A 23,398-nucleotide genomic window follows, 5' to 3' on the forward strand; every position below is an offset into this window, starting at 1 on the left:
AGCTAACTTTCGCTGAAGTTAGCATTGCATGGCCTAAGTGTCGAGATGCACGGGGCGGCCCGGTTGAGTGAACCGGGTCACCGGTCAGACGAGCGGCCGCCCGGTGCGCATGCGCCAGTCCAGGTCTTTGAGCAGGACGTTGAACGGGAACTGCCGCACGACGCGGGGCGAGACGCGGTTGACCGCCGCCAGCGCGGCCATCAGCCGTTCGAACCTGCGCTGCCGCTGCGGGTCCCACGGCAGCCCCATCTCGTCGCGGAACCGCTGCGGCAGGAAGCCCGTCGTGATCAGCAGCGCCACCTTGTCCGCTTGCCGTTGGAGCGGGCCGGGCAACGTCAGGCCGGGCAGCCGGGACGCCGCGATCGGATACAGGAACTCCCGCACGGTGTCGTCGATGTGCACCTCGTCGAGCGACTTCTGCCAGTAGCGGTCGAACGCGGCCCGGTCTGCGGGCCACATGTCCTGCGGAACCTGCAGCATCGTCCCCAACGCGCGGCCCTGCAGGTAGAGCCGGTCGGCCGTCTCGTCGTCCATCTCGCCTTCGAACAGCCGGTACACGTCGACCACGCCCTTGTAGAGGCAGGCGCCGACCCACAACTGCAGGTCCTTGTCGAAGGCGTGGTACTTCACCGGACTCTCGTCGGTGGAGAACACCTGCGCGTGCGCGCGGTTGACCGCGCGCCGGAACGCCGCCTGCTGTTCGGGCGTGCCGTTGGTCGCCACCGCGAGGTAGGTGAACGTGGTGCGGGCCCGCTTGATCGGATGCCGGTCGATCCGGCCGCTCTCCACCCGGCTCTCCGCCACGCCGTAGCCGACGCCCGGACGGGCGAGCTGCATGATCACGTTCGCCGGTCCGGCCAGCAGCCCCAGCCCGAGCATGCCGTCGTCGGCACCGGCCTTCCTGCGGACGCGACGGCGCCGGGGCGACCGCGACGCGGTATCGCTCACCGGACGTTCGACAAGCGGTACCGGCGCACTGATCGTCTCGTCCAACGTCACGGCGAACACTCCTCTCGGCGGTGGCGGCGCAAATCTGCGAACGCCTGTTTCCTGATATTGGTACCCCGGCACGGGAAGTGTCAATATGGGTGCCATGGCCCAGGTCCGTCCGTACCGCGGGGTGCAGGCCGCGCAGCGGGTCGCCGAGCGCCGCCGTCGATTCCTGGAGGCCGGGCTGGATCTTCTCGGTGGGCGGGACGCGCCCCCGGACCTCACGGTGCGGGCGATCTGCGCGCAGGCCGGCCTGGCGGCGCGCTACTTCTACGAGAGCTTCACCGACAAGGACGTCTTCGTCGGCGCCGTCTTCGACTGGGTGATCGCACAGATCGCCACCACCACCCAGGCCGTGGTCGCGGCCGCGCCGGCGCGCGAGCAGAGCCGCCAGGGCATGGCCAACATCGTGCGCACCATCTCCGACGACGCCCGGGTCGGCCGCTTGCTGTTCAGTGTGCGGCTGGACAACCCGGTGGTGGTGCGCAAGCGGGCGGAGTCCGGCGCGTTGTTCGCGCTGCTGTCAGGTCGGCACGCGGGCACCGCGCTGCAGCTGGAACAGAATGAGCGGATCAGGGCGGCGGGGCATTTCGTCGTCGGCGGCGTGGTCCAGACATTGAGCGCCTGGCTGGCCGGCGACCTCGACTTCACCCCGGCCGAGCTGGCCGACCAGCTCGGCGCGCTGATCGACCAGCTCGGCAATCCGGCGCTCTACCGCGACTGACCGGCGACCGGCACCCGCCGGTCGGCGGCGGTCTTGGGCACCGTGGTGGTGTCGGACTCGCCGAATTCCTTGGTCCAGCAGGCGAACTCGAGTGTGATTCCATCCGGGTCCAGGAAATAGAAGGACCGCACGTACACCCCGGGGTGCACGGTCGCCGACACCTGGACCGCGCTCTCGTCATGGTTGAGAACCGGGCCGACCCGCACCCCCTTGTCCTTGAGTCGCTGCCGGTACTCGTCGAACTTCTCGGCGGGAACGTGGAAGGCCAAGTGGTTCATGGTGCTCACAGCGCTCACGATGTCGCCGATACCCGGGATGGCCTCGGGAGAGGAGATGCCCGGCACCCGGTCGGGCGCGTCGGCGAACCAGAAGAACGCGACGCAGTCGCCGTTGCCGGCGTCGAAGAAGAAATGCTGCCCCATACCGCCGGGCAGGTCGAGCGACTTCACCAGGGGCATACCGAGCACACCGCTGTAGAAGTCGACGGTCTTCTGCATGTCAGAGCAGACCAGGGCCACATGGTTGATGCCGCCGAGCTCGAACTCGGAGTTGGTGTTGCTGGGCTTGATCACGATCCCGCCTTCCTTCGACCCCTGTGACCTGCCGGAATGCGATTTCGGCGCGCGGAATCGAAACTGAATCTAACATCAGATTCAGTTTCAGAGCAATGACCGCAAGGAGCCGTGCACGAGTGAGTGTCAGTCCCCGTGAGGAGCTTCCGACGGTTCGCGGGCGTCAGACGCAGGCCGCGATCGACGCCGCGGCGCGGTCGGTGATCGCCCGCAAGGGCATCCTGGCCACCACCATCGCCGACATCGCCGGCGAGGCGGGGAAGTCGACCGCGTCGTTCTACAACTATTACGACTCCAAGGAGGCGATGGTCCGCGAATGGGCGGTGCGCTTCCGTGACGAGGCCCGCACCCGGTCACTGGCCGCCGCGCAGCCGGGTCTGAGCAACTGGGAGCGGTCCTACCAGGCCGCCGCCGCCCACTGGAGCACCTACCGCAACCGGCTGGCCGAGATCATCGCGGTCAGCCAGATGGCGATGATCAGCGACGATTTCGCCGAGTACTGGACCGAGATCTGCGAACTGCCGATCGCGCTGATCACCTCGCTGGTCCGACGCGCCCAGCGCGACGGCTTCTGCGAGGACAACGACGCCCGCCTGGTCGCGGTGGCGCTGGTGTCGATGCTCAACCAGTTCTGCTACACCCAACTCTCGGGTGTGAATCCCGACGGCCCCGGCGCCGTCGACGACCAGTCCTGCATCAAGACCCTCGCCGACATCTTCTACCGGACCATCTACTACCCGGAGGCCCGCCCGTCATGAGCCGCACAGCCACCCAGACACCCGGCGTCACAAGGGAATTCGTCGGCCTGGACTCGCCCACCGCCCGACGTGCCGGCTCCGGCGGACATCCGTGCCAGGGCCTGTACCACCGCGGTATGGGCCGTAAGCCCAAAGTGGCGATGATCGCCACGCATTACCAGATCGACTTCGCCGAGCACTATCTCGCCGACTACATGGCCACCCGCGGGATCGGCTTTCTGGGCTGGAACACCCGCTTCCGCGGCTTCGAATCCAGCTTCCTGCTCGACCACGCGCTCGTCGACATCGGGGTGGGCGTGCGCTGGCTGCGCGAGGTGCAGGGCATCGAAACCGTGATACTGCTCGGCAATTCGGGAGGCGGATCGCTGATGGCCGCCTATCAGGCCAACGCCGTCGACCAGCACGTCACCCCGCTGGAAGGGATGCGGCCCGCCGCCGGACTCGACGACCTGCCCCCGGCCGACGGTTACGTCGCCAGCGCGGCCCATCCCGGCCGCCCCGACGTGCTCACCGCATGGATGGATGCCTCCGTCGTCGACGAGAACGACGCAGTGGCAACCGATCCCGACCTGGACCTGTTCAACGAACGCAACGGACCCCCGTTCAGCGAGGAGTTCGTCACCCGGTACCGGGACGCCCAGGTCGCCCGTAACGAAGCCATCACCGATTGGGCCGAGGCCGAACTGACCCGCGTCCGTGCAGCCGGTTTCTCCGACCGGCCGTTCACCGTCATGCGCACCTGGGCCGACCCGCGCATGGTCGACCCCACACTGGAACCCACGAAGCGGCCCGCCAACATGTGCTATGCCGGTGTGCCTGCCAAGGCCAACCGGTCCACGCACGGCATCGCCGCGGCCTGCACCCTGCGCAACTGGCTAAGCATGTGGAGCCTGCGCCACGCGCAGACCCGGGCCGAACCGCACCTGGCCCGGATCACCGCTCCGGCGTTGGTGATCAACGCCGAACAGGACACCGGCGTCTATCCGTCCGACGCCCAGCGCATCCACGACGCGCTCGGCGGCGCCGACAAGACGATGTGCTCGATCGACACCGATCACTACTTCACGACCCCGGGCGCGCGGTCGGAGAAGGCCGATACCATCGCCAAGTGGATCGCACGCCGCTGGTGAGAGTGCTCGCCCACTTCGTTCCCGGAGATAAGGTCGCGCGATTTCTTGCCCCGCACACTGATTGGCTCGATGTCCGGTTCTGCGCCGAGGACGACGACGCCACCTTCTACCGGGAGCTGCCCGAGGCCGATGTGCTCTGGCACGTGCTGCGGCCGCTGTCGGGCGATGACCTGACCGGGGCGCCGCGGCTGCGGCTGATACACAAGCTCGGCGCAGGAGTCAACACCATCGACGTGGACACCGCCACCGCGCGTGGCGTGGCGGTGGCGAACATGCCCGGCGCGAACGCGCCGTCGGTCGCCGAGGGCACCCTGCTGCTGATGCTGGCCGCGCTGCGCAGACTGCCCGAACTCGACCGCGCCACCCGCGACGGCCGCGGCTGGCCGTCGGATCCGACGCTCGGCGAGACGGTGCGCGACATCGGCGGCTGCACCGTCGGGCTCGTCGGGTACGGCAACATCGCCAGACAGGTCGAGCAGATCCTGGTGGCGATGGGCGCCGAAGTCCTTTACACCAGCACCCGCGACGACGGCAGCCCCGGCTGGTGCGCGCTGCCGGACCTGTTGACCCGCAGCGACATCGTGTCGTTGCATCTGCCGCTCACCCCCGACACTGCCGGCCTGCTCGGCCGCGACGCACTGGCCCGGATGAAGAATGACGCGGTGCTGGTCAACACCTCCCGCGGGCCGATCGTCGACGAGGGGGCGCTGGTCGACGCGCTGCGTGCCGGGAAGCTGGCCGCCGCCGGTCTGGACGTGTTCAGCGTGGAGCCGCTGCCGGCCGACAACCCGCTGCTGAGCCTGCCCAATGTGGTGCTGACCCCGCATGTGACCTGGTACACCGTGGACACCATGCGCCGCTACCTGGACTTCGCCGTCGACAACTGCGAACGATTGCGTGACGGCCGCGACCTCGCCAACGTGGTGAACCAGGTGCCCAGGTAATCTCGACCCAACCAACCGGTTGGGACCAGTCACGACGACGTGAAGAGGTGCAGCAGCAATGCCCATCGCGATCCTTGAAGAGCACAACGACCTGGCCGATTCGGTGCGCGCCTTCGTCGCACGGGTGGCCCCGTCCGAGGTGTTGCACGAAGCCCTCGAGAACCCCGTCCCCAATCCGCCGCCCTATTGGAAGTCCGCCGCCGAGCAGGGTCTGCACGGCGTGCATCTGGCCGAATCGGTCGGCGGGCAGGGCTTCGGGATCCTCGAATTGGCCATCGTCGCCGCGGAATTCGGCTACGGCGCCGTACCGGGACCGTTCGTCCCGTCGGTGATCGCCAGCGCGCTGATCGCCGCGAACGACCCGGACGCCGCGGTGCTGGGCGGCCTCGCCTCCGGGGAGGTGATCGCCGCCTACGCGATCGACTCGGGCCTGACCGCGACGCGGCACGGTGACGGGCTGGTGATCCGCGGCGAGGTGCGCGCGGTGCCCGCCGCGGCGCAGGCGTCATTGCTGGTGCTGCCCGTCGCGATCGAATCCGGCGAGGAGTGGGTGGTGCTCGATGCCGCCACGTTGGAGATCGAGCCGGTGCGCAGCGTCGACCCGCTGCGGCCGGTGGCCCACGTGCGGGCCAACGCCGTGGAGGTCGGCGACGACAGGGTGCTGGCCAACCTGAGCCGCGGGCACGCCCGTGCGCTGATCACGACGCTGCTGTCGGCCGAGGCGATCGGTGTCGCGCGCTGGGCCACCGACACCGCCTCGGGGTATGCGAAGATCCGCGAGCAGTTCGGCCGCCCGATCGGACAGTTCCAGGCCATCAAGCACAAGTGCGCGAACATGATCGCCGAGACAGAGCGGGCCACCGCCGCGGTCTGGGATGCTGCCCGCGCGATCGACGAAATGCACGAAAACCCAGACAGCGCATACGAATTCGCCGCTGCAGCGGCCGCGACGTTGGCTCCGGTCGCCGCGCAGCACTGCGCCCAGGACTGCATCCAGGTGCACGGCGGCATCGGCTTCACCTGGGAGCACGACACCAACGTGTACTACCGGCGCGCGCTGGTGCTGGCCGCGGCGTTCGGCCGCGCGTCGGACTACCCGCAGCGGGTCGTCGACCTGGCCACCACCAGCGGGATGCGGCCGCTGAACATCGACCTCGACCCCGAGACCGAGAAGCTGCGTGACGAGATCCGCTCGGAAGTGGCTGCGCTGAAGGAGATTCCGCGCGAGGAGCGCAATGCCGCCATCGCCGAGGGCGGCTGGGTGCAGCCGCACCTGCCGGTGCCGTGGGGGCGCGCGGCCACCCCGATCGAGCAGATCATCATCGCCCAGGAGTTCTCGACGGGCCGGGTCAAGCGACCGCAGATGGGGATCGCGGCGTGGATCATCCCGTCGATCGTCGCGTTCGGCACCGACGAGCAGCAGCAGCGGTTCCTGCCGCCGACGTTCCGCGGCGAGATGATCTGGTGCCAGTTGTTCTCCGAGCCCGGCGCCGGATCCGACCTGGCCAGCCTGACCACCAAGGCCACCAAGGTCGACGGCGGCTGGCGCATCACCGGCCAGAAGATCTGGACCACCGGCGCGCAGTACTCCCGGTGGGGCGCGCTGCTGGCGCGGACGGATCCCAACGCGCCGAAGCACAACGGCATCACCTACTTCCTGCTCGACATGAACAGCGAGGGCGTGGAGGTCAAGCCGCTGCGCGAGCTCACCGGCAACGCGATGTTCAACACGGTGTTCATCGACGACGTGTTCGTCCCCGACGAGATGGTGCTCGGCGAGGTGAACCGCGGCTGGGAGGTCAGCCGCAACACGCTGACCAACGAGCGGGTGTCGATCGGCAGCAGCGAGCCGCCGTTCCTGCCCAGCCTGGACAAGTTCGTCGAATTCGTCGGCGAGGGCCAGTTCGACCAGATCGCGCAGAACCACGCCGGTGTGCTGATCGCCGAGGGCCATGCCGCCAAGATCCTGAACATGCGGTCGACACTGCTGACGCTGGCAGGCGGCGATCCGATGCCGGCCGCGGCGATCTCGAAGCTGCTGTCGATGAAAACCGGTCAGGGCTACGCCGAGTTCGCGGTGTCCTCGTTCGGTACCGACGCCGTCATCGGTGATCCCGAGCAGCTCACCGGCCGCTGGGCCGAGTACCTGCTGGCCAGCCGGGCGACCACGATCTACGGCGGCACCTCCGAGGTGCAGCTCAACATCATCGCCGAGCGCCTGCTGGGACTGCCCAGGGATCCGTAGCCCAGTTCGCGTTTCGGGTGAACTTCCGCCGGGCAATCCCATCGCGCGCAGTCCGCGCAAGCAGAATCCTTAGAGATCACAGCGGAAGAGAGACGCTCATGGCACTCGACGACGATGACATGACCACCACGCCGGGAGGCGGCGGAGAAGGCACCGCCGACGGCGGCAGCAACCCCGAGGGCCACGACGGCGGCGCCGACGGCACCGCCGGCGGTGAAGGTCCCGCCGACGGCGGCAGCAACCCCGAAGGGCACGACGGCGGCGCCGACGGCACCGCCTGAGAACCGGCCGTGCTCAGCCGTTGCATCGGCGTCGACGCCGAGGTGTTCGCCGCCGAGTACTGGGGGCGCAAGCCGCTGCTGAGCCCGGCTCACGCGCTGCCCCGCGACTTCTGCGACCTGCTCTGCCCGGACACCGTGGACGAGCTCATCGCAGAGCGCGGGGTACGCGCGCCGTTCATCCGGCTCGCCAAAGAGGGACAGGTCCTGGACAAGGACTCCTACCTCGGCCCCGCCGGCTTCGGCGCGGAGATCGCCGATCAGGTCGACGCGGCGAAGGTGCTGTCCCAGCTGGGGTCGGGCGCGACGGTCGTGCTGCAGGGCCTGCACCGGTTGTGGCCGCCGCTGATCGATTTCGTCGCGCAGGCCGTGGCCGACATCGGGCATCCCGTCCAGGCCAATGCCTACATCACCCCGCCCGACAACCGCGGCTTCGACTTCCACTACGACGTGCACGACGTGTTCGTCCTGCAGGTGTCAGGCCGCAAGCGCTGGATCGTCCACGAACCGGTGCACCGTCACCCGCTGCCGACCCAGCCGTGGACCGACCATCGGGACCGGATCGCCGAACGTGTCACCGGCGATCCGGTACTGGACATCGTGCTCTGCCAAGGAGACTCGTTGTACCTGCCGCGCGGCTGGGTGCACGCCGCGCAGGCGATGGACACCGCGTCGATCCACCTCACGATCGGGGTGTCGGCGACGACGGCTCTGGACGTCGCACGTGCCGTCGTCGACGAACTGGGCCGCTTCGACGAGTTCCGGGCCTCGCTGCCGATCGGCATCGACCCGGCCGACCCGAACGAGATGAGCGCGACCGCGGCCAAGGTGATCGCAGAGGTGGTCGGCCGGCTCCGAGACAACGGCGCCACGCTGAGCACCGCGGCGGCCGAGCGGTTGATCGCCCGGCACGACACCCGCACCCGGCCCGAGGCCGTCCGCCCGCTCGCGATGCTGCGGGCCGCCGACCAGGCCGACACGGTCTGGGTGCGCCGGCGCCGCGGCCTGCTCGCGACGATTCACCGCGGCGTCGACGGCCGCGTGTCGATGCAGCTGACGGACAAGACCATCACGTTTCCCGCGCAGTGCGCGGCCGCGCTGGAGGAGATCCTCACCGGCGGGGTCACCCACGCCGGTGACCTTCCCGGCCTGGACGCCGCGGACGGCGCCGTCCTGCTCCGGCGCCTGCTTCGCGAAGGTGTCGTGGTTCCGACGTGATGTCCGCACAGCGACCGGCGTGCAGCGACGAATCGCTCGCGCGCGACGAACCCATGTACGGGACGGCCTCGGCGGGATCGGTCTGGCTGCTGCTGGAACTGGAAGGAGGCTGGGGTCCGTCGGCCTTCCTGCAGTCACCGGCGGTCATCGACGCCGGCCTGGGGCGGGCCATCGTGCGCCGCGCCGAAGCCGCGGGCATGCGCATCGCGGCGATCCGGCGGCACGGCCGACGCCGGCAGGCTCCGAGGTGGCGGTGGTTCGTGGCCCGATCCGATGTCGGCCGTGAGGCGCTGTTCCACGGCGAGGTCGACGGCCCGGCGGATTATCTCGATCTGGATCTCGAGGGCGCCGACGGCACCGAGACCCAAGGCCCGCTGGTGGCGGTGTGCGCGCACGGCAGGCACGACCAGTGCTGTGCGGTCCGCGGCCGGGCCGCGGCCGCCACGATCGCCGCCGCCTATCCCGAGAACACCTGGGAGTGCTCACATCTGGGCGGCGACCGGTTCGCCGCGACGATGCTCATCCTGCCGGAGGGGCTGTGCTACGGCCGGGTCGACAGCACCGACGGCGCCGAGCTGGTCCGCCTTTATCTCGACGGCAGGCTCGACGACCGGTTCCTGCGGGGTCGGACCTCGCTGTCCGCCGCCGTGCAAGCCGCACAGCATTTCGCCCGGGAAGCCCTCGGCGAGGACCGCATCGACGCCCTGCATCCACTGAGCGTGGAGAGCACCGACGACACGATCCGGGTGGTGCTGGCCGCGGAGACCGGCACGGTCGAGGTGCTGCTGGACGTGGTGATGTCCGAGCCGCTGTTCTCCCAGTGCCGCGCGACCACCGCGGGCCCGGTCCGCACGTTCCGGCTGCGCAAGATCAGCACCTGACCCTTATCGGCTGAGGCGATCGGACGCCGCGGCTGACGCATAGCCCCGCAGAACCGGGGAACACCACCGTCATGACCAGTGATCGTGATTTCGCCGAGAAGCGGTTCAACCACCCCGGGGAATACCGGGCCGCGGTGACCTACACGTTCGTGGTCGTCGTGCTGGCGGCGATCGCGTTCGCCGTCTACGCGTTCGGCGACCGCAGTTCCGTTTTCAGTGCGTCCCTGGTGCCGATATTCCTGTTCGCGGGCGGTGTCGGGGCGCTGCTACGCACCTACCGGCAGTGGAAGAGCGGCGTCGGCTGGACCGCGTGGCAGGGCGCCGGCTGGTTCCTGCTGCTGCTGATGCTGGTGACGCTGGCCGTCCCGGGCTCCGCGGCGTTCACCGAGTAGACGGTCGCGGATCAGGGCAGGATCGCGTCGACATAGCCACCGTCGACACGCAGTGCCCCACCCGTGGTCGCCGACGCCAGCGGGGATGCCAGATAGGTGACCATGTTGGCGATCTCCTCCGGCTCGATCAGCCGCTGGATCAATGACTGCGGCCGGTGTGCCCGCATGAACTCCCGCTGCGCCTGCTCCCACGGCAGCGATTTGTCCACCAGCTGGTAGACGAAATCCTCCACCCCGGCGGTGTGGGTGGGGCCGGCGACGACGGAGTTGACAGTCACGCCGGTGCCGGCGGCTTCCTTGGCGTAACCGCGCGACAGCGCCAGCAGCGCGGTCTTGGACACCCCGTAGTGGATCATTTCGAGCGGCGTCACGATGGCCGAATCGCTGGCGATCTGCAGCACGCGGCCCCAGCCGCGGTCGACCATGCCGGGCAGGTAGTGCCGGATGAGCCGTGCCGCGGCGAGCACGTTGACCTCGAAAAAGCTGCGCCACTGCTCGTCGGTGATCTCGCGGGCCGGGACCGCGCCGAAGATGCCGAGGTTGTTGACCAGGATGTCGACGTCCGGCAGTTCGGCGAGGAGATCCCGGGCGCCTGCCTCGGTGGCCACGTCGGCGGCGATCCCGGCGGCGTCACCGCCGATCTCGGCGACGGCCGCGTCGACCCGGTCGCGGCTGCGTCCGTTCACCACGACGCGGGCGCCGGCGGCCGCCAGCCCGTGCGCGATGGCCAAGCCGATGCCCTGCGTCGAGCCGGTGACGAGTGCGGTCCTACCGGTCAAGTCGATGTTCATGCTGAACTACGACGACCGCACGGCGCCGTGTATTCCGCGAGCGTACGGCGGCCCCGGACACGCCCGGCCGGTGTCAGTCGATCTCCATCTCGCGCAGCTCGCGCTTGAGGATCTTGCCGGTGGGATTGCGCGGCAGCTCGTCGAGGAACACCACCTCGCGCGGCACCTTGTAGCGGGCCAGGTTGTCGCGCACGTAGGCCTTGATCGCGTCCTCGTCGATCGTCGCGCCGTCGGCCTTGACCACGAAGCAGCGCAGCCGGTGGCCCCACTCCTTGTCCTCGACCCCGATCGCTGTGGCCTCCACCACCTCGGGATGACCGCTGACGAGGTCCTCGATTTCGGCCGGGAACACGTTCTCGCCGCCGGAGACGATCATCTCGTCGTCGCGGCCGCTGACGTAGAGCAGATCGTGCTCGTCGAAATAGCCCACATCGCCGGACGACAGCAGCCCGTCGATGATCTGCTTGCCACCGCCGCCGGTGTAGCCCTGGAACGGGAAGAAGTTTCCGACGAAGATCCGGCCCACCTCGCCGCGCGGCACGTCGTTGCCATTGTCGTCGAGGATCCGGACCTTCATGCCCTTGACCACCGGACCGACGGTCGCCGGGTTGATCGAAAGGTGTTGCGGCCCTGCGATCGTCGCGAACGCGACCTCGGTGGAGCCGTACAGGTTGTACACGACCGGGCCGAGTTCCTTGAGCGCCCTGGTGGCCAGTTCGGCGCCTAGTTGCGAGCCGGAGACGAACACGATCCGCAGCGACGACAGGTCCGGTTTCGGGGAGGTCTTGTCGAGCTCGTCGAGCATCCGCGACAGCATCACCGGCACCACGACGATCGCGGTGGCCCGGTGCTTCTCGATGTCGGCCAGCACGGTGGTCGGCTTGAAGCGGCGGCGCAGCACCAGCGTGGTGCCGAGCATCATCGCGATGGTCGCGTGCAGGAAGCCCAGCGCGTGGAACATCGGGGCCGGCAGCGACGTCACCTCCTGCGACTTGAACGGCACCGCCGACAGCACGCCGCCGATCGGGGCCAGCGACGGCGGGGCACTGCGGTTGGCGCCCTTGGGCGTTCCGGTGGTGCCGCTGGTCAGGATGATGATCGACGAGTGCTTGCCGGCCTTCGGCGGCGGGTTGGCGCTGGTGCGCGCGATCAGCTCTTCGAGGGTCTCGTCGGTGCTGCCCGAGGGCTCCTGCTTATCGGGGTTCACCCCGAGCGAGCGCAGCTTGCCCAGTTCGGGATCGGCGGCGGCGACGGCGGCGGTGTACTCGTCGTCGTAGATGACGAGCTTGGCGCCCTCGCGTTCCGACACCTCTTTGATCTGGGGTCCGGAGAATTCGCTGTTGAGCAGGATGATGCGGGCGCCCACCTTGCCGGCGGCGTACACAGAGACGAGAAACCCCCGGTGGTTGCGCGCCAGGATGGCCACCCCGTCGCCGGCCTTGACCCCTTTGGCGAGCAGGCCGTTGGCCACGGCGTTGGCGCTGTCGTCGAGTTCTTTGAACGTCATCTCGCCAAAATCGTCGATGACGGCGGTGCGGGTCGGGTAGCGCCGCGCGTTGAGCGCCGGGATCATGCCGAACTCGCCCCAGCGCCGCATGTCCGCGACGAACGCGGCGATGTCCTGCGGCGGTTCGAACTTCAGCGCACCAGCCTCGAACATCTTGCGCGCGTAGTGCAGCTCGGCCGATCCCCGTTCGAGATACTTGCCAACGGTCTGCTGGACCTTGGCGGCGGCCTGCAACGGGAGATCGCTGAGCTTGGACATGCGTCAACCTTATGTGACGACGGTCGCACCGCGGTTTGGAACCTACGATGAAGAAATGGCCGCCCGCGAGTCGTTCGAGATCGCCGGGCAACAGGTGCCGATCACCAACCCCGACAAGGTGGTCTTCCCCGATCTCGGGCTGACCAAAGGCGACCTGATGCACTACTACGCCGCGGTGGCCGACGGGGCACTGCGCGGGGTGCGGGACCGCCCGATGATCCTGAAACGTTTCGTCAAGGGCATCACGCAGGAGGCTGTCTTCCAGAAGCGCGCGCCCGAGAAGCGGCCGGACTTCGTCGACGTCGCCGAGCTGAAGTACGCGTCGGGCACGTCGGCCAAGGAGGCGGTGCTGCGCAGCCCAGCCGGCTTGATCTGGGCGGTGAACCTCGGCTGCGTCGACCTGAATCCGCATCCGGTGCGCGCCGACGACCTCGAACACCCCGACGAGTTGCGCGTCGATCTCGACCCGATGCCCGGCGTGGGCTGGCGGCAGATCCTCGACGTCGCGTTGGTCGCGCGGGAGGTGCTGGAGGACCACGGGCTGGTGGCGTGGCCGAAGACGTCGGGTTCGCGCGGCTTCCACATCTATGCGCGCATCCACCGCCGCTGGCCGTTCAAGCTCGTCCGGCTCGCCGCCGAGGCGGTGGCCCGCGAGGTCGAACGGCGGGCCCCGGAGTCGGCGACCGCGCGGTGGTGGAAGGAGGAACGCCACGGCGTCTTCGTCGACTTCAACCAGAACGCCAAGGACCGCACCGTCGCGTCGGCGTACTCGGTGCGGGCCACCCCGGACGCGCGGGTGTCCACGCCGCTGTTCTGGGACGAGGTGGCCGGTTGCCGGCCCGAGGAGTTCACCGTGCACACGGTGCCGCGACGGTTCGCCGATCTCGGCGATCCGTGGGAGGGGATGGATGACACCGCCGGAGGGCTGGACGCGCTGCTCGAGCTCGCCGACCGGCTCGGGCCTGCCGAGAAGGCGCCGAAGGGCGCCAGGCAGTCCGACGACGGGCGCCGGGTCTCGGCGATGCCGCTGATCGAGATCGCCCGGACCAAGACCCGCGACGAGGCGATGGCGGCTTTGCAGCAGTGGCGCGAGAAGTACCCCGCGGCGGCGGAGAAGTTGCACCCTGCCGATGTGCTCGTCGACGGGATGCGCGGGCCCAGTTCGATCTGGTACCGGATCCGGATCAACCTGCAGCACGTCGAAGAGGATGTGCGGCCCCCGCAGGAGGAGCTGCTGGCCGACTACAACCCGTGGGCCCACTACACCGGTGCGCAACAACAGCTGCGGCGGTAAGTTACCGACGAGTTTGCTGCGCGCCGCCGCCGCCGCAGTTCTTACCGAAGTATTAGTAGATACACCCAGCGGCCTTAAATTGCCTCACTAACTTGATCTGTGTAGCGCCGCACCGGCGCGCTGTGTCACCACTGGATCGAGGGAGGCTGCGATGTACGGCAATCCGACGTTTCACTGCGATGGCGCAGGTATTCGAGCCCATTGCCGCCAGTTGGCCACCGTCGTGACGATCTCCGGTCATCTCGACGAGGCCAATGTCGAGCGGGCCAGCGAATACACCGACCGATTCATTCTCGTCGAGAAACCCTTCGTTCTCGACCTCAGTGGCGTGGATTCGTTTACCCGCGAGGCCGTTTCGCTGCTCTACGCGGTCGACGACGTGTGCACCGCCGCCGGCGTGGACTGGATGATGATCGCCAGCCGCGCGGTCGAGCAGACGCTGCGCGAGGCGGGCATCGAGTTCCCCGAGGCGGGTTCGGTCCCCGAGGCGCTGAACCACTTCGCCGACGCGGCCGTCGCACGCCGTCAACTGCTTCCCCTCCTGACCAAGACTGCGTAAGGATCACTGTGTTACTTGATGTTCGGTGGCTCCGCTACCTGCTCCAGCGTCGTCACAGGTCCCACGTCGAGCACCTGGCCCTGACAAGCGCCTGACGCGCACCCGGATCTCCGGGCCCCCGACCGACGAGTTGGTCGTCGGTGGCCGCACACCCTGATTTAGTGTGCAGCTATGGGCACTGATGCCGACCGGGTCGCCGAGATCGCCCACCAGGTGGTCGCCGACCACGATCCCAAGACCGTTCCCGTCCAGCAGTTCCTCGGCGCGTGTTTCGACGCCGGGCTGTCCTGGGTGCATTTCCCCCAAGGTTTCGGCGGGCTCGGGCTGTCCCGGGGTCTGCAGGCCGTCGCCGACCGCATCCTGCAGGGGGCCGGCGGGCCGGTGCCGCTGGGCCTCAACCCGATGGGCTACGGCATGGCGGCCCCCACGGTGCGCGAGCACGCCCAGACCGACGATGTGCGTCGCCGGCTGCTGCGGCCGCTGGCCACCACCGAGGAGATCTGGTGCCAGTTGTTCTCCGAGCCCGGCGCAGGTTCGGATCTGGCGGGGCTGGCCACCTCGGCGGTGCGCGACGGTGACACCTGGGTGGTCAACGGTCAGAAGGTGTGGACCAGCCTCGCCCACCGTGCGAAATGGGGTCTGCTGTTGGCCCGCACCGATCCCGAGGTGCCCAAGCACAAGGGGTTGACGTACTTCGTCATCGACATGCACGGCGTTGGTGTCCAGACCCGGCCGCTGCGGCAGCTGACCGGGCACGCCGAGTTCAACGAGGTCTACATGACCGATGCCCGGATCCCCGACACCTACCGCCTCGGCGCAGTCGGCGACGGGTGGCGCGTGGCGATGACGACCTTGATGAACGAGCGCAGCGCCCTCGGCGGCAGCGGCAGCCGGCGCGGTGCCGGCACCATCTCCGACGCGGTCGCGCTGTGGGCGTCCCGGCCCGACCTGCACACCCCGGTGCTGCGGGACCGGCTGACGAGTTTGTGGTTGCGGGCCGAGGCGCAGCGGTTGACGGCCGAGCGGTCCCGCGCGGCGGCGACCATCGGCGGCCCCGGACCGGAGGCCTCGATCGGCAAGCTCGTCGGGGCGGAGCTCAACCAGCGCATCTACGAGTTCTGCATGGATCTGCTGGGCCCCGAGGGAATCCTGTACGACGGCTACGCCATGCACGACGGGGATCCCGAGGACTACCGCGGCCCGATCCAGCAGCGGTTCCTGCGCAGCCGGGCCAACACCATCGAGGGCGGCACGTCCGAGGTGATGCGCAACATTCTGGCCGAGCGGGTGCTCGGCCTGCCGGGAGACCTCCGCGCGGATGCGGGGATGCCGTGGAAGGAGATCCCGCGTGGCTGAGGCTGAGTTCGTGTTCAGCGAGGAGCAGGCACAGCTGCGCGCGGCGGTGCGTAAGTTCTGCGCCGACCACATCGGCGAGAGCGCCGTCCGCGCCGCGATGATGGCCGATCCGCCCTACGACGCGAAGGTGTGGGCCCGGTTGGGTGCGGAGCTCGGCGTGCTCGGGCTTTCTGCCCCGGAGTCCGTGGGCGGAGTGGGCGGCACTCTGATCGACCAGGCGGTATCGGTCGAAGAGCTCGGCGCCGCGCTGGCCTGCGGCCCCTTGTTCGGCACCGTCTACCTGGCCATTCCCGCGCTGGTCGCCGCCTCGGAGCCCGGGGAGCTGCTCGGCGACCTGATCGAGGGCACCCGCACCGCGGCGTTCGCCGTCCCCGACGACACCGCCGCGTTCGACCCCGCAACCGTAACCGTCCATGCGGTCGACACCGGTGCGGGCTGGACCCTCACCGGCACCGTCGAGCGGGTGGTCGACGCCGGCACCGCCGACCTGCTGCTGGTGGCCGCGATCGGGCCGGACGGACCTGGCCTCTACGCCGTCGACGCTGATGACATTGGTGTGCAACGCATTCCGCTGACCACCCTCGACCTGACACGGCGCCAGGCGACGGTCGGGCTGTTCGACGCCCCGGCCCGGCTGGTCGCGGGTCCGGCCGAGGCGGTGCGGGTGATCAACCATGCGCTGACCGTGGGTGCGGCGCTGCTGGCGGTCGAACAGGTCGGCGCCGCACAGCATCTGCTGAATCTGACCGTCGACTACGCGAAGAACCGGTTGCAGTTCGGCAGGCCGATCGGGTCGTTCCAGGCGGTCAAGCACCGTCTCGCCGACGACCTGGTCGCAATCGAGCATGCCCGCTCCACGGCGTACCACGCGGTGTGGTCGCTGGCGCACGAGGCCGAGGTTCCCGACGATCCGGCGCTGGCGGTCAGCATCGCGCAGGCAACCTGCACGGCGGCGCTGGTTCAAGTTGCGACCGACACCATCCAGGTACACGGTGGTATCGGTTTCACCTGGGAGCACCAGGCGCACCTGTACTACAAGCGGGCCTACACCGACGCCGCCCTGCTGGGCAGCGCCGAGCAACACCGGGCCAGGATCGCCGAGCTGGTGCTCGACGCCGCGCCCGACAAGTCCGCGCCGCGCGTCGCCACCGGCATGCCGAGTTGAGAGGAAGCGAAGTGACACAGAGGATTTCGCGCTATCTGGGGGCGGCGGCGGCCGCCGCCGCGGTGGCGGCGCCATTCGCGGCGTCCGCTTTCTCAGCCCCGGCGACCTCGACCGCGCAGTGCCCGCCCGGACAGACGGGCGTGATCTACGGCTGTGCGCCGTTCTGCGTGGAGGGCAAGTTCCTCGACACCCAGACGGGGCTGTGCACGCCCATCGCGGCGCCGCCTCCTGCCCCCGCGTCACCGCCCGCCCCCGCGCCGCGGTTCTAGGATCCGCCCGTGAACGCAGTGGACCGATTCTTCGAGATCACGGCCCGCCAGTCCAGCGTGGCCACCGAGATCCGCGGTGGTCTCGTCACGTTCATCGCGATGGCCTACATCATTGTGCTGAACCCGATCATCCTGTCGGGATCGGCGGACGTCGACGGCAACCGGCTGGACTTCGCGCAGGTGTCGGCGACGACGTCGCTGGCCGCCGGCGTGATGACGATCCTGTTCGGGCTGATCGCGCGGCTGCCGTTCGCGCTGGCCGCCGGGCTGGGCATCAACTCGTTCCTTGCCACCACCGTGGTCGGGTCATTGACGTGGGCCGAGGCGATGGGCTTGGTCGTGATCAACGGCCTGATCATCGTGCTCTGCTGGCGGTGACCGGGCTGCGGCGTCTGGTGTTCGACGCGGTGCCGATGCAGCTCAAGCTCGCGATCACCGCGGGCATCGGGTTGTTCATCCTGTTCATCGGGGTGGTCGACGCCGGGTTCATCTCCTCAACGGGTGCGCCGTCGCCGCCGGTGGGGCTGGGCAGCGGCGGTGAGGGCTCGATCAGCACGATCCCGACGTTGATCTTCGTGTTCACGCTGCTGCTGACCGGGGTACTGGTGGCCAGGAAGGTGCGCGGCGGCATCCTGATCGGGCTGGTGGCCGGCACCGTGATCGCGGTCGTGGTGGAGGCGATCTGGCATCTCGGGTCGGCGGTCGACAAGCCCGGCGGCTGGAGCCTGTCGGTGCCCACGCTGTCGGGATCGCCGTTCTCGCTTCCGGATCTGTCGCTGGTCGGCGAGTTCAGCCTGAACAGCTTCAGCCGCATCGGCATCCTCGCGGCCGTGATGCTGGTGTTCACCCTTGTCTTCGCGAACTTCTTCGACGCGATGGGCACGATGACCGGTCTGTCGCGCGAGGCCGGACTGTCCGACGACAAGGGCACGTTCCCGCGCCTGCGCGCCGCCCTGGTGGTCGAGGGCGCCGGGGCGGTCGTCGGCGGTGCGACGTCGTCGTCGTCGAACACGGTGTTCATCGAATCCGGCGCCGGCATCGAAGAGGGCGCCCGCACCGGCCTGGCCAACGTGGTCACCGGTGTGCTGTTCCTGGCGTCGATGTTCATCTCGCCGCTGGCCTCGATCGTGCCGACCGAGGTGGCCGCGGCCGCCCTGGTGGTGGTCGGGGCGATGATGGTGTCGCATCTGCGCCACATCGATCTGTCCGAGTTCTCGGTGGCGCTGCCCGTCGTGCTGACCGTCGCGGTGATGCCCTTCAGTTACTCGATCGCCAACGGCATCGGCGTCGGCTTCATCAGCTGGGTGGTGATGCGCACCGCCGCAGGCAAGGCCCGCGAGGTCAGCCCGCTGCTGTGGGTGGTGGCAGCCGGTTTCGCGGTGTACTTCGCCCGTACACCGCTGGAATCGCTGATCGGCTAGCGGCTGCCTTCGCCGAAATCGCATTCCACGCGGCACTTTCGCGCTAGCGCCCGCGTGGAATGCGATTTCGCCGGCGTTGGGGTCAGCGGGACTCGGCGCGCTCTGCGGCCACGCCCAGCACCACCGCGCGGATCTGCCGTGCGATGTCGTCCCGGCTCAGGCTTTCGGATGAATCGTTGGCGAAGGCGAACACCAGCCCGCCCAGGTAGGTGAGCACCACCGAGGCCTGCTCGTCGAGCAGGGCGCGGTCCAGTGCGGCGCCCTCGTCGTTCTGCATCGCGATGACCAGCCGCTCCGCAAGCCCCAATGTCGTCACCGAGATCAGCAGTGCCGCCTGCGACGGGGCCGCCGCCACGTCCGCGGCGATCTGGGGAAGCAGGCCCTGGGGCGCGTACATCGCCGCGAAAGCGGCCACCCCCGCACACCACAGCGTCACGGCGAGCCGGCGCTCGGCGGACACGGCGGGCGATGCGGGCCAGGGAAGCACCCGACCATTGCACTCCGCATCATTTATCGTGTGAAGGTCTGATTTCATAGTTGCAGTTATAGGGACGCCATATCAATGATCGAAGTGCGCGAGGCCCGGTATTTCATCGCGGTGGCCGAGGAGCTGAACTTCGGCAGGGCCGCGGAGCGCCTGCAGATGTCCCAGCCGCCGCTGTCGGCGGCGGTGAAGGCCCTCGAGAAGCGACTCGGGGTGCTGTTGCTGAACCGGACCACGCGCCACGTCGTGCTGACCCCGGCGGGAACGGTCTTCCTGGACCGGTGCCGCCGGATCGTGGCCGCCGCGCAGGACGCCGGATCCGCCGCCCGTCTGGCCGCCGAGGGGCAGCTGGGCGAACTCCGGATCGGCGCTGTGACAACCTCTTTCACTCGCGTTCTGCCGACCGCGCTGGCGACCCATGCCCGGTCCCACCCGAACGTCAAGGTGCGGGTCCGCGAGGTCGACACCCACCTGGGCTCAGAGCTGCTGCAGCGCAGGGAGATCGACATCGCGGTCGTCCGGCATGGCCCGGCGCGGCCGTGGCTGCACCACATCACGTTGACCAGAGAACCGTTCGCGCTCGCGGCGCCGGCCGACTGGACACTGCCGCCCGGGCTGCGGGCAGACCTCGCCAAGGCAGCCGAACTGCCCTGGGTATGGATCCCCCGGTCGGTGACGCCGGACTACCACGACCAGGTCGCGGCATGCTGTCGTGGCGCCGGGTTCTCCCCCACCGCAGAACACTTCGCCCAGTCGATCAGCAGTCAGCTGGCCATGGTGGCCGCCGGTCTGGGGGTGGCCCTGGTCCCGGAGAGCTCGGCCCAGACCCAGCCGGGCATCACCGTGGTGCGGGTCCGCTCGCCGTTGCGGATCGCGATGAGCGCGCTGTACCGGACCGACGCCGATCTGCTGGTCGACCAGTTCGTCGACGCGCTGACCGCCGCCGCCCGCTGACGTCCCTCATGCGCCGAAATCGCATTCCATGCGCCGTTTTTCGCGTTTCGGCCGCGTGGAATGCGATTTCGGCAGGATCAGACGTGTGCCGAGTTCGCGGACCTCAAAGTGTCGGCGGCGACCCTCAACCCCTCTATCGGGCCGAACGCGACGTCCTCGTGTTCGATGTTGACCCACATGTCCGGATCGACGGCCTCCAGCGCACGCAGGAACCGCGACCAGAAGTCGACGTCGTGACCGCGGCCTACTGCGACGAAATCCCAGGCCGAGTCCTCCGGCCACTTGTTCACCACGTGCCTGCCACCGAGACCGGTCGGATTCTGCTCCAGCGGGATTCGGGTAAACCGCTCATCGAGCACGCCGTAGATCCGGCAGTTGTCGTTGATCCGGGTGTCCTTGGCCGCAGCGTGGAACACCAGCGGGCCCAGCCACTCGATCGCGGCGACAGGGTCGATGCCCTGCCAGAACAGATGCGACGGGTCCATCTCGGCGCCGATGTGCCTGGCGCCGGTGTGCTCGACCAGCCGCTTCAGAGTGGCCGGGTTGAACACCAGGTTCTGTGGGTGCATCTCGATCGCGACCTTGACTCCGTGCTCGCGGGCCAACGCGTCGATCTCGGTCCAGAACGGCAGCGCGACCTCGTCCCACTGGTAGTCCAGCGAGTCCAGATAACCTGAGTCCCAGGTGTTCACGTTCCACGCCGGCCATCGACCGCCGGGATGTGCCTGCGGCAGTCCGGACATCGTGACCACCCGGTCAACACCGAGCAGCCCGGCGACGCGGATCGCGTTGCGCAGGTCGTCGGCGTCCTCCGGCCCCACCTCGGGGTCCGGGTGCAGTGGGTTGCCGTTGCAGTTCAGCCCGGCGATCGACACACCCGTGCCGTCGAACGCCGACAGATACCCGCGCGGCGTGACCTCACCGGACAACAGTTGCGCGACGGGCAGATGCGGCGTCGGCAGGAACCCGCCGGCGTTGATCTCCGCACCGGTCAGCCCGAGTGATGCGATGATCTCCAGCGCTTCGGCCAGCGGACGGTCATGCAGGATCGCGGTATGCACACCTAGTTTCATGAGTTTCCCTTGCGCCGAAATCGCATTCCATGCGCCGTTTTTCGCGTTTCGGCCGCGTGGAATGCGATTTCGGCGGGTCGTTGGTCAGCGGTACTTGTCGACGTAGTCGGTCATGGTCGCCAGCTGGTAGCGGGACACGTCGCGGGCCTGCTCGTCTTCACCGAACACGCTGGAGACCATCACGGTGTCGTCGCGGTGGTAGAAGCCGAGTTTGCCTAAGCCGCTGAAGAACTCATCCCAGTCGACGTCGCCGTCACCGATCTTGAGGTGCTGGTGCACCCGCACCGGATTGCCCGGCGGATTGGTGATGTAGCGCAGTCCGTGCGACAGGTGATGGTCCATCGAGTCCGCGACGTGCACCAGGCGCAGCTTGTCCCCCGCCGCGGCCATGATCTCGGCCATGTTGCCCCCCATGTGGAAAGCGTGGCAGGCGACGAAAACGAACCCGATCTTCGGGGAGTTCACCCCGCGGATGATGCGCAGCGCCTCCAGTCCGTCCTCGACGAAGTCATCGGGGTGCGGGTCGATCCGCACGTCGATGCCTTCACGCTCGAAGATCGGGAGCAGCTCCTCCATCGACCGGAAGAACGCCCGCTCGGACTCCTCGGCCTTCTCCGGGCGGCCGGAGAACTCGGTGTTGATCACGTTGACGCCGAGGTCGACGGTGATCTGTACGACCCGTTTCCAGTTGCGCACCGCGGCTTCGCGGGCGTCCTCGTCCGGGCCGGACCAGCGCAGCACCGGCAGCACCGACGCGATGCCCACCCCGGCATCCGCGCACGCCTTGCGGAAGCTGGCCACCAGGTCGTCGTCGGCGCGCGGGTGGTTGTAGAACGGGATGAAGTCCCGGTGCGGCGTCAGCTGCAGATACTCGTAGCCCAGGTCCGCGACGAGCTTGGGGAACTCCAACAGCGAGTAGTCGTGGTGGAAGGGCGTCGGATCGAGTGCGATCTTCATGCGTCAGGCTCCCGGAATCGAGGCGCGGTCGGCCATGCTGACCGCGACGGGCTGTCCGGACTGCAGGGCCTGCACGCCCGCTTCGCACACCGCCGTGGCGGCGTAGCCGTCCCAGGCCGTCGGCCCATCGGTAAAGTCGCCGGTTTCGCCCCCTCTGCGAACCGCGTCGACCCACCGTTGGATCTCGGTGTCATAGGCGCGGCCGAACCGCTCCTTGAAGCTGGGCGTGATGGTGCCGCCCCAGGTGCCCGGCGCACTCTTGCGCACCAACCCGACGTCCAGACCGATCGTCGCGCTGCCCTTTTCGGCGACGACCTCGGTGCGCACCTCGTAGGCCACGCCCGTGGTGACGAAGAGTTCGACGTCCACGTGCCTGCCGCTCGCGGTCCGCATGATCGCGATCTGAGGATCGAACAAGCCCTGCCGCGCCAACGAATTCGGGGTCGGTTTAATGATCTGGATCGAGGTGATCTCCTCGTCGAACAGGAAGCGCGTCACGTCGACCTCGTGGACCAGTGAATCGCGAACCGTCATCGCCGAGTCGAAGTGGTCCGGCACCGCAGGGTTGCGGTGCACGCAGTGCATCACCAGGGGCTCGCCGAGCTCGCCACCGTCGATCAGCGCCTTGAGCTGCGCGTACTCGTCGTCGAAGCGGCGCATGAAGCCGACCTGGATCAGCCGCACCCCCAGCTCGGCCTCCCGCCGGACCACCTCGAGCGAGGTCTCGACGTCGGTGGTCAGCGGCTTCTCGCACAGCACCGGCTTGCGGTGCTCCAGGCAGGCCAGCAGCTGCTTTTCGTGCGTCGGGCCCGGCGTCGCCAACAGCACGGCGTCGACGTCCGGATCCGCGATCGCGTCCAGCGGGTCGGCGATCGCCCGGCAGCCGGGAATGCTCGCGGCCAGCTGCTCGGCCTTCTCGGTGACGTAGTCGTTGACGACGGCGACGCGGGCGCCGGAGATACGGGAGGCCAGGCGCGCGACGTGATCTGCGCCCATCAGGCCCACACCTAGTACTGCTATGCGGATTTCGGACATGCTCGTGACCCTTACTTGAATGTGACGGACGGGATGCCGCACGACCCGAGGTAGTTGCGGGTGCGCTTGGCGATGGGCAGCGGGGCGTCGGCGAGGCAGGGATACATGTCCTGCTCGACGATCGCGAACACGTCGATGCCGAG

At 68.7% G+C, this 23,398-nt stretch carries 23 protein-coding genes and 2 pseudogenes; 16 read left to right on the plus strand and 9 right to left on the minus strand.

The window, feature by feature from the left end:
- Positions 1–84: 84 nt before the first annotated feature.
- Entirely contained in the window at positions 85–999 is a 915-nt protein-coding gene (locus ACTWP6_RS24395; protein WP_443189009.1) for an oxygenase MpaB family protein, read from the minus strand.
- 85 nt (positions 1,000–1,084) lie between these two features.
- Here ACTWP6_RS24395 and ACTWP6_RS24400 point away from each other — a divergent pair, with 85 nt between their 5' ends.
- Positions 1,085–1,714: a TetR/AcrR family transcriptional regulator gene (locus tag ACTWP6_RS24400; RefSeq protein WP_260756517.1), complete on the plus strand. Its 630-nt coding sequence runs from the start codon at positions 1,085–1,087 to the stop codon at positions 1,712–1,714.
- Here ACTWP6_RS24400 and ACTWP6_RS24405 read toward each other — a convergent pair.
- Complete coding sequence (locus tag ACTWP6_RS24405) at positions 1,702–2,286, minus strand: VOC family protein (RefSeq protein ID WP_443189010.1); 585 nt, start codon at positions 2,284–2,286, stop codon at positions 1,702–1,704. The genes ACTWP6_RS24400 and ACTWP6_RS24405 overlap by 13 nt on opposite strands.
- Before the next feature lie 119 nt (positions 2,287–2,405).
- Here ACTWP6_RS24405 and ACTWP6_RS24410 point away from each other — a divergent pair, with 119 nt between their 5' ends.
- From ACTWP6_RS24410 to ACTWP6_RS24445, 8 genes are all read left to right on the plus strand, one after another.
- Complete coding sequence (locus tag ACTWP6_RS24410) at positions 2,406–3,044, plus strand: TetR/AcrR family transcriptional regulator (protein WP_260756514.1); 639 nt, start codon at positions 2,406–2,408, stop codon at positions 3,042–3,044.
- Positions 3,041–4,174 (plus strand): alpha/beta hydrolase, encoded by a 1,134-nt coding sequence (locus ACTWP6_RS24415; protein ID WP_443189011.1) that lies wholly within the window; start codon positions 3,041–3,043, stop codon positions 4,172–4,174. Before ACTWP6_RS24410 ends, ACTWP6_RS24415 begins: the two co-directional genes overlap by 4 nt.
- Entirely contained in the window at positions 4,171–5,118 is a 948-nt protein-coding gene (locus ACTWP6_RS24420) for a 2-hydroxyacid dehydrogenase (RefSeq protein ID WP_443189025.1), read from the plus strand. The genes ACTWP6_RS24415 and ACTWP6_RS24420 overlap by 4 nt, the downstream gene beginning before the upstream one ends.
- A gap of 58 nt (positions 5,119–5,176) precedes the next feature.
- Entirely contained in the window at positions 5,177–7,363 is a 2,187-nt protein-coding gene (locus tag ACTWP6_RS24425; protein ID WP_443189012.1) for an acyl-CoA dehydrogenase, read from the plus strand.
- A gap of 98 nt (positions 7,364–7,461) precedes the next feature.
- Entirely contained in the window at positions 7,462–7,644 is a 183-nt protein-coding gene (locus tag ACTWP6_RS24430; RefSeq protein ID WP_260756511.1) for a hypothetical protein, read from the plus strand.
- 9 nt (positions 7,645–7,653) lie between these two features.
- Positions 7,654–8,859, plus strand: a complete 1,206-nt coding sequence (locus ACTWP6_RS24435) for a cupin domain-containing protein (RefSeq protein WP_443189013.1) — start codon at positions 7,654–7,656, stop codon at positions 8,857–8,859.
- Positions 8,859–9,740: a sucrase ferredoxin gene (locus tag ACTWP6_RS24440; protein WP_443189014.1), complete on the plus strand. Its 882-nt coding sequence runs from the start codon at positions 8,859–8,861 to the stop codon at positions 9,738–9,740. Before ACTWP6_RS24435 ends, ACTWP6_RS24440 begins: the two co-directional genes overlap by 1 nt.
- 71 nt (positions 9,741–9,811) lie before the next feature.
- Positions 9,812–10,132: a hypothetical protein gene (locus ACTWP6_RS24445; RefSeq protein WP_260756508.1), complete on the plus strand. Its 321-nt coding sequence runs from the start codon at positions 9,812–9,814 to the stop codon at positions 10,130–10,132.
- An 11-nt stretch (positions 10,133–10,143) separates the two neighbouring features.
- On the opposite strand, the gene ACTWP6_RS24450 is transcribed toward ACTWP6_RS24445, so the two are convergent.
- Together ACTWP6_RS24450 and fadD2 are read right to left on the minus strand one after the other, a co-directional pair.
- Positions 10,144–10,923, minus strand: coding sequence for an SDR family NAD(P)-dependent oxidoreductase (locus ACTWP6_RS24450; RefSeq protein WP_443189015.1), 780 nt, complete (start codon positions 10,921–10,923; stop codon positions 10,144–10,146).
- Between the two features lie 73 nt (positions 10,924–10,996).
- Positions 10,997–12,688 (minus strand): long-chain-fatty-acid--CoA ligase FadD2, encoded by a 1,692-nt coding sequence (fadD2, locus tag ACTWP6_RS24455; RefSeq protein ID WP_260756505.1) that lies wholly within the window; start codon positions 12,686–12,688, stop codon positions 10,997–10,999.
- A gap of 55 nt (positions 12,689–12,743) precedes the next feature.
- On the opposite strand from fadD2, the gene ACTWP6_RS24460 reads away from it, so the two are divergent.
- The 6 genes and pseudogenes from ACTWP6_RS24460 (at position 12,744) to ACTWP6_RS24485 (ending at position 18,752) form a co-directional block, all read left to right on the plus strand.
- A complete protein-coding gene (locus ACTWP6_RS24460; protein ID WP_443189016.1) occupies positions 12,744–13,982 on the plus strand; it encodes a DNA polymerase domain-containing protein in 1,239 nt (412 codons plus the stop codon).
- A 151-nt stretch (positions 13,983–14,133) separates the two neighbouring features.
- Positions 14,134–14,541: an STAS domain-containing protein gene (locus ACTWP6_RS24465; protein WP_443189017.1), complete on the plus strand. Its 408-nt coding sequence runs from the start codon at positions 14,134–14,136 to the stop codon at positions 14,539–14,541.
- 171 nt (positions 14,542–14,712) lie between these two features.
- The gene (locus tag ACTWP6_RS24470; protein ID WP_443189018.1) at positions 14,713–15,897 is read left to right on the plus strand and encodes an acyl-CoA dehydrogenase family protein; all 1,185 of its coding nucleotides are present in this window, start codon (positions 14,713–14,715) and stop codon (positions 15,895–15,897) included.
- Positions 15,860–17,062: an acyl-CoA dehydrogenase family protein gene (locus ACTWP6_RS24475; protein ID WP_443189019.1), complete on the plus strand. Its 1,203-nt coding sequence runs from the start codon at positions 15,860–15,862 to the stop codon at positions 17,060–17,062. The genes ACTWP6_RS24470 and ACTWP6_RS24475 overlap by 38 nt, the downstream gene beginning before the upstream one ends.
- 11 nt (positions 17,063–17,073) lie before the next feature.
- Positions 17,074–17,331 (plus strand): hypothetical protein, encoded by a 258-nt coding sequence (locus ACTWP6_RS24480; RefSeq protein WP_443189020.1) that lies wholly within the window; start codon positions 17,074–17,076, stop codon positions 17,329–17,331.
- Positions 17,332–17,340: 9 nt separating this feature from the next.
- Positions 17,341–18,752 (plus strand): annotated as a pseudogene (locus ACTWP6_RS24485) (NCS2 family permease).
- An 82-nt stretch (positions 18,753–18,834) separates the two neighbouring features.
- Here ACTWP6_RS24485 and ACTWP6_RS24490 read toward each other — a convergent pair.
- Entirely contained in the window at positions 18,835–19,212 is a 378-nt protein-coding gene (locus ACTWP6_RS24490; protein ID WP_443189021.1) for a hypothetical protein, read from the minus strand.
- A 102-nt stretch (positions 19,213–19,314) separates the two neighbouring features.
- On the opposite strand from ACTWP6_RS24490, the gene ACTWP6_RS24495 reads away from it, so the two are divergent.
- The gene (locus ACTWP6_RS24495) at positions 19,315–20,190 is read left to right on the plus strand and encodes a LysR substrate-binding domain-containing protein (protein ID WP_260756493.1); all 876 of its coding nucleotides are present in this window, start codon (positions 19,315–19,317) and stop codon (positions 20,188–20,190) included.
- Positions 20,191–20,267: 77 nt separating this feature from the next.
- On the opposite strand, the gene ACTWP6_RS24500 is transcribed toward ACTWP6_RS24495, so the two are convergent.
- The 4 genes and pseudogenes from ACTWP6_RS24500 to ACTWP6_RS24515 all read right to left on the minus strand — a co-directional run.
- A complete protein-coding gene (locus tag ACTWP6_RS24500; RefSeq protein WP_443189022.1) occupies positions 20,268–21,263 on the minus strand; it encodes a sugar phosphate isomerase/epimerase family protein in 996 nt (331 codons plus the stop codon).
- Positions 21,264–21,347: 84 nt separating this feature from the next.
- Positions 21,348–22,220 carry a sugar phosphate isomerase/epimerase family protein gene (locus tag ACTWP6_RS24505; protein ID WP_443189023.1) on the minus strand — a complete coding sequence of 291 codons (873 nt, stop codon included), beginning with the start codon at positions 22,218–22,220 and terminating at the stop codon, positions 21,348–21,350.
- Between the two features lie 3 nt (positions 22,221–22,223).
- Positions 22,224–23,255, minus strand: a complete 1,032-nt coding sequence (locus ACTWP6_RS24510; RefSeq protein WP_443189024.1) for a Gfo/Idh/MocA family protein — start codon at positions 23,253–23,255, stop codon at positions 22,224–22,226.
- An 11-nt stretch (positions 23,256–23,266) separates the two neighbouring features.
- Positions 23,267–23,398 (minus strand): annotated as a pseudogene (locus ACTWP6_RS24515) (2-keto-myo-inositol dehydratase); the annotation flags it as partial.

The sequence above is a fragment of the Mycobacterium sp. 4D054 genome, assembly GCF_052245755.1.
GTDB lineage: Bacteria > Actinomycetota > Actinomycetes > Mycobacteriales > Mycobacteriaceae > Mycobacterium.

Bases quoted from the DNA above. Each gene is read 5' to 3' on its own strand.
- ACTWP6_RS24400 (WP_260756517.1), top strand. From the start codon at position 1,085: ATGGGTGCCATGGCCCAGGTCCGTCCGTACCGCGGGGTGCAGGCCGCG.
- ACTWP6_RS24415 (WP_443189011.1), top strand. From the start codon at position 3,041: ATGAGCCGCACAGCCACCCAGACACCCGGCGTCACAAGGGAATTCGTC.
- ACTWP6_RS24425 (WP_443189012.1), top strand. From the start codon at position 5,177: ATGCCCATCGCGATCCTTGAAGAGCACAACGACCTGGCCGATTCGGTG.
- ACTWP6_RS24430 (WP_260756511.1), top strand. From the start codon at position 7,462: ATGGCACTCGACGACGATGACATGACCACCACGCCGGGAGGCGGCGGA.
- ACTWP6_RS24440 (WP_443189014.1), top strand. From the start codon at position 8,859: ATGTCCGCACAGCGACCGGCGTGCAGCGACGAATCGCTCGCGCGCGAC.
- ACTWP6_RS24445 (WP_260756508.1), top strand. From the start codon at position 9,812: ATGACCAGTGATCGTGATTTCGCCGAGAAGCGGTTCAACCACCCCGGG.
- ACTWP6_RS24450 (WP_443189015.1), bottom strand. From the start codon at position 10,923: ATGAACATCGACTTGACCGGTAGGACCGCACTCGTCACCGGCTCGACG.
- fadD2 (WP_260756505.1), bottom strand. From the start codon at position 12,688: ATGTCCAAGCTCAGCGATCTCCCGTTGCAGGCCGCCGCCAAGGTCCAG.
- ACTWP6_RS24460 (WP_443189016.1), top strand. From the start codon at position 12,744: ATGGCCGCCCGCGAGTCGTTCGAGATCGCCGGGCAACAGGTGCCGATC.
- ACTWP6_RS24465 (WP_443189017.1), top strand. From the start codon at position 14,134: ATGTACGGCAATCCGACGTTTCACTGCGATGGCGCAGGTATTCGAGCC.
- ACTWP6_RS24470 (WP_443189018.1), top strand. From the start codon at position 14,713: ATGGGCACTGATGCCGACCGGGTCGCCGAGATCGCCCACCAGGTGGTC.
- ACTWP6_RS24475 (WP_443189019.1), top strand. From the start codon at position 15,860: ATGCGGGGATGCCGTGGAAGGAGATCCCGCGTGGCTGAGGCTGAGTTC.
- ACTWP6_RS24495 (WP_260756493.1), top strand. From the start codon at position 19,315: ATGATCGAAGTGCGCGAGGCCCGGTATTTCATCGCGGTGGCCGAGGAG.
- ACTWP6_RS24500 (WP_443189022.1), bottom strand. From the start codon at position 21,263: ATGAAACTAGGTGTGCATACCGCGATCCTGCATGACCGTCCGCTGGCC.
- ACTWP6_RS24505 (WP_443189023.1), bottom strand. From the start codon at position 22,220: ATGAAGATCGCACTCGATCCGACGCCCTTCCACCACGACTACTCGCTG.
- ACTWP6_RS24510 (WP_443189024.1), bottom strand. From the start codon at position 23,255: ATGTCCGAAATCCGCATAGCAGTACTAGGTGTGGGCCTGATGGGCGCA.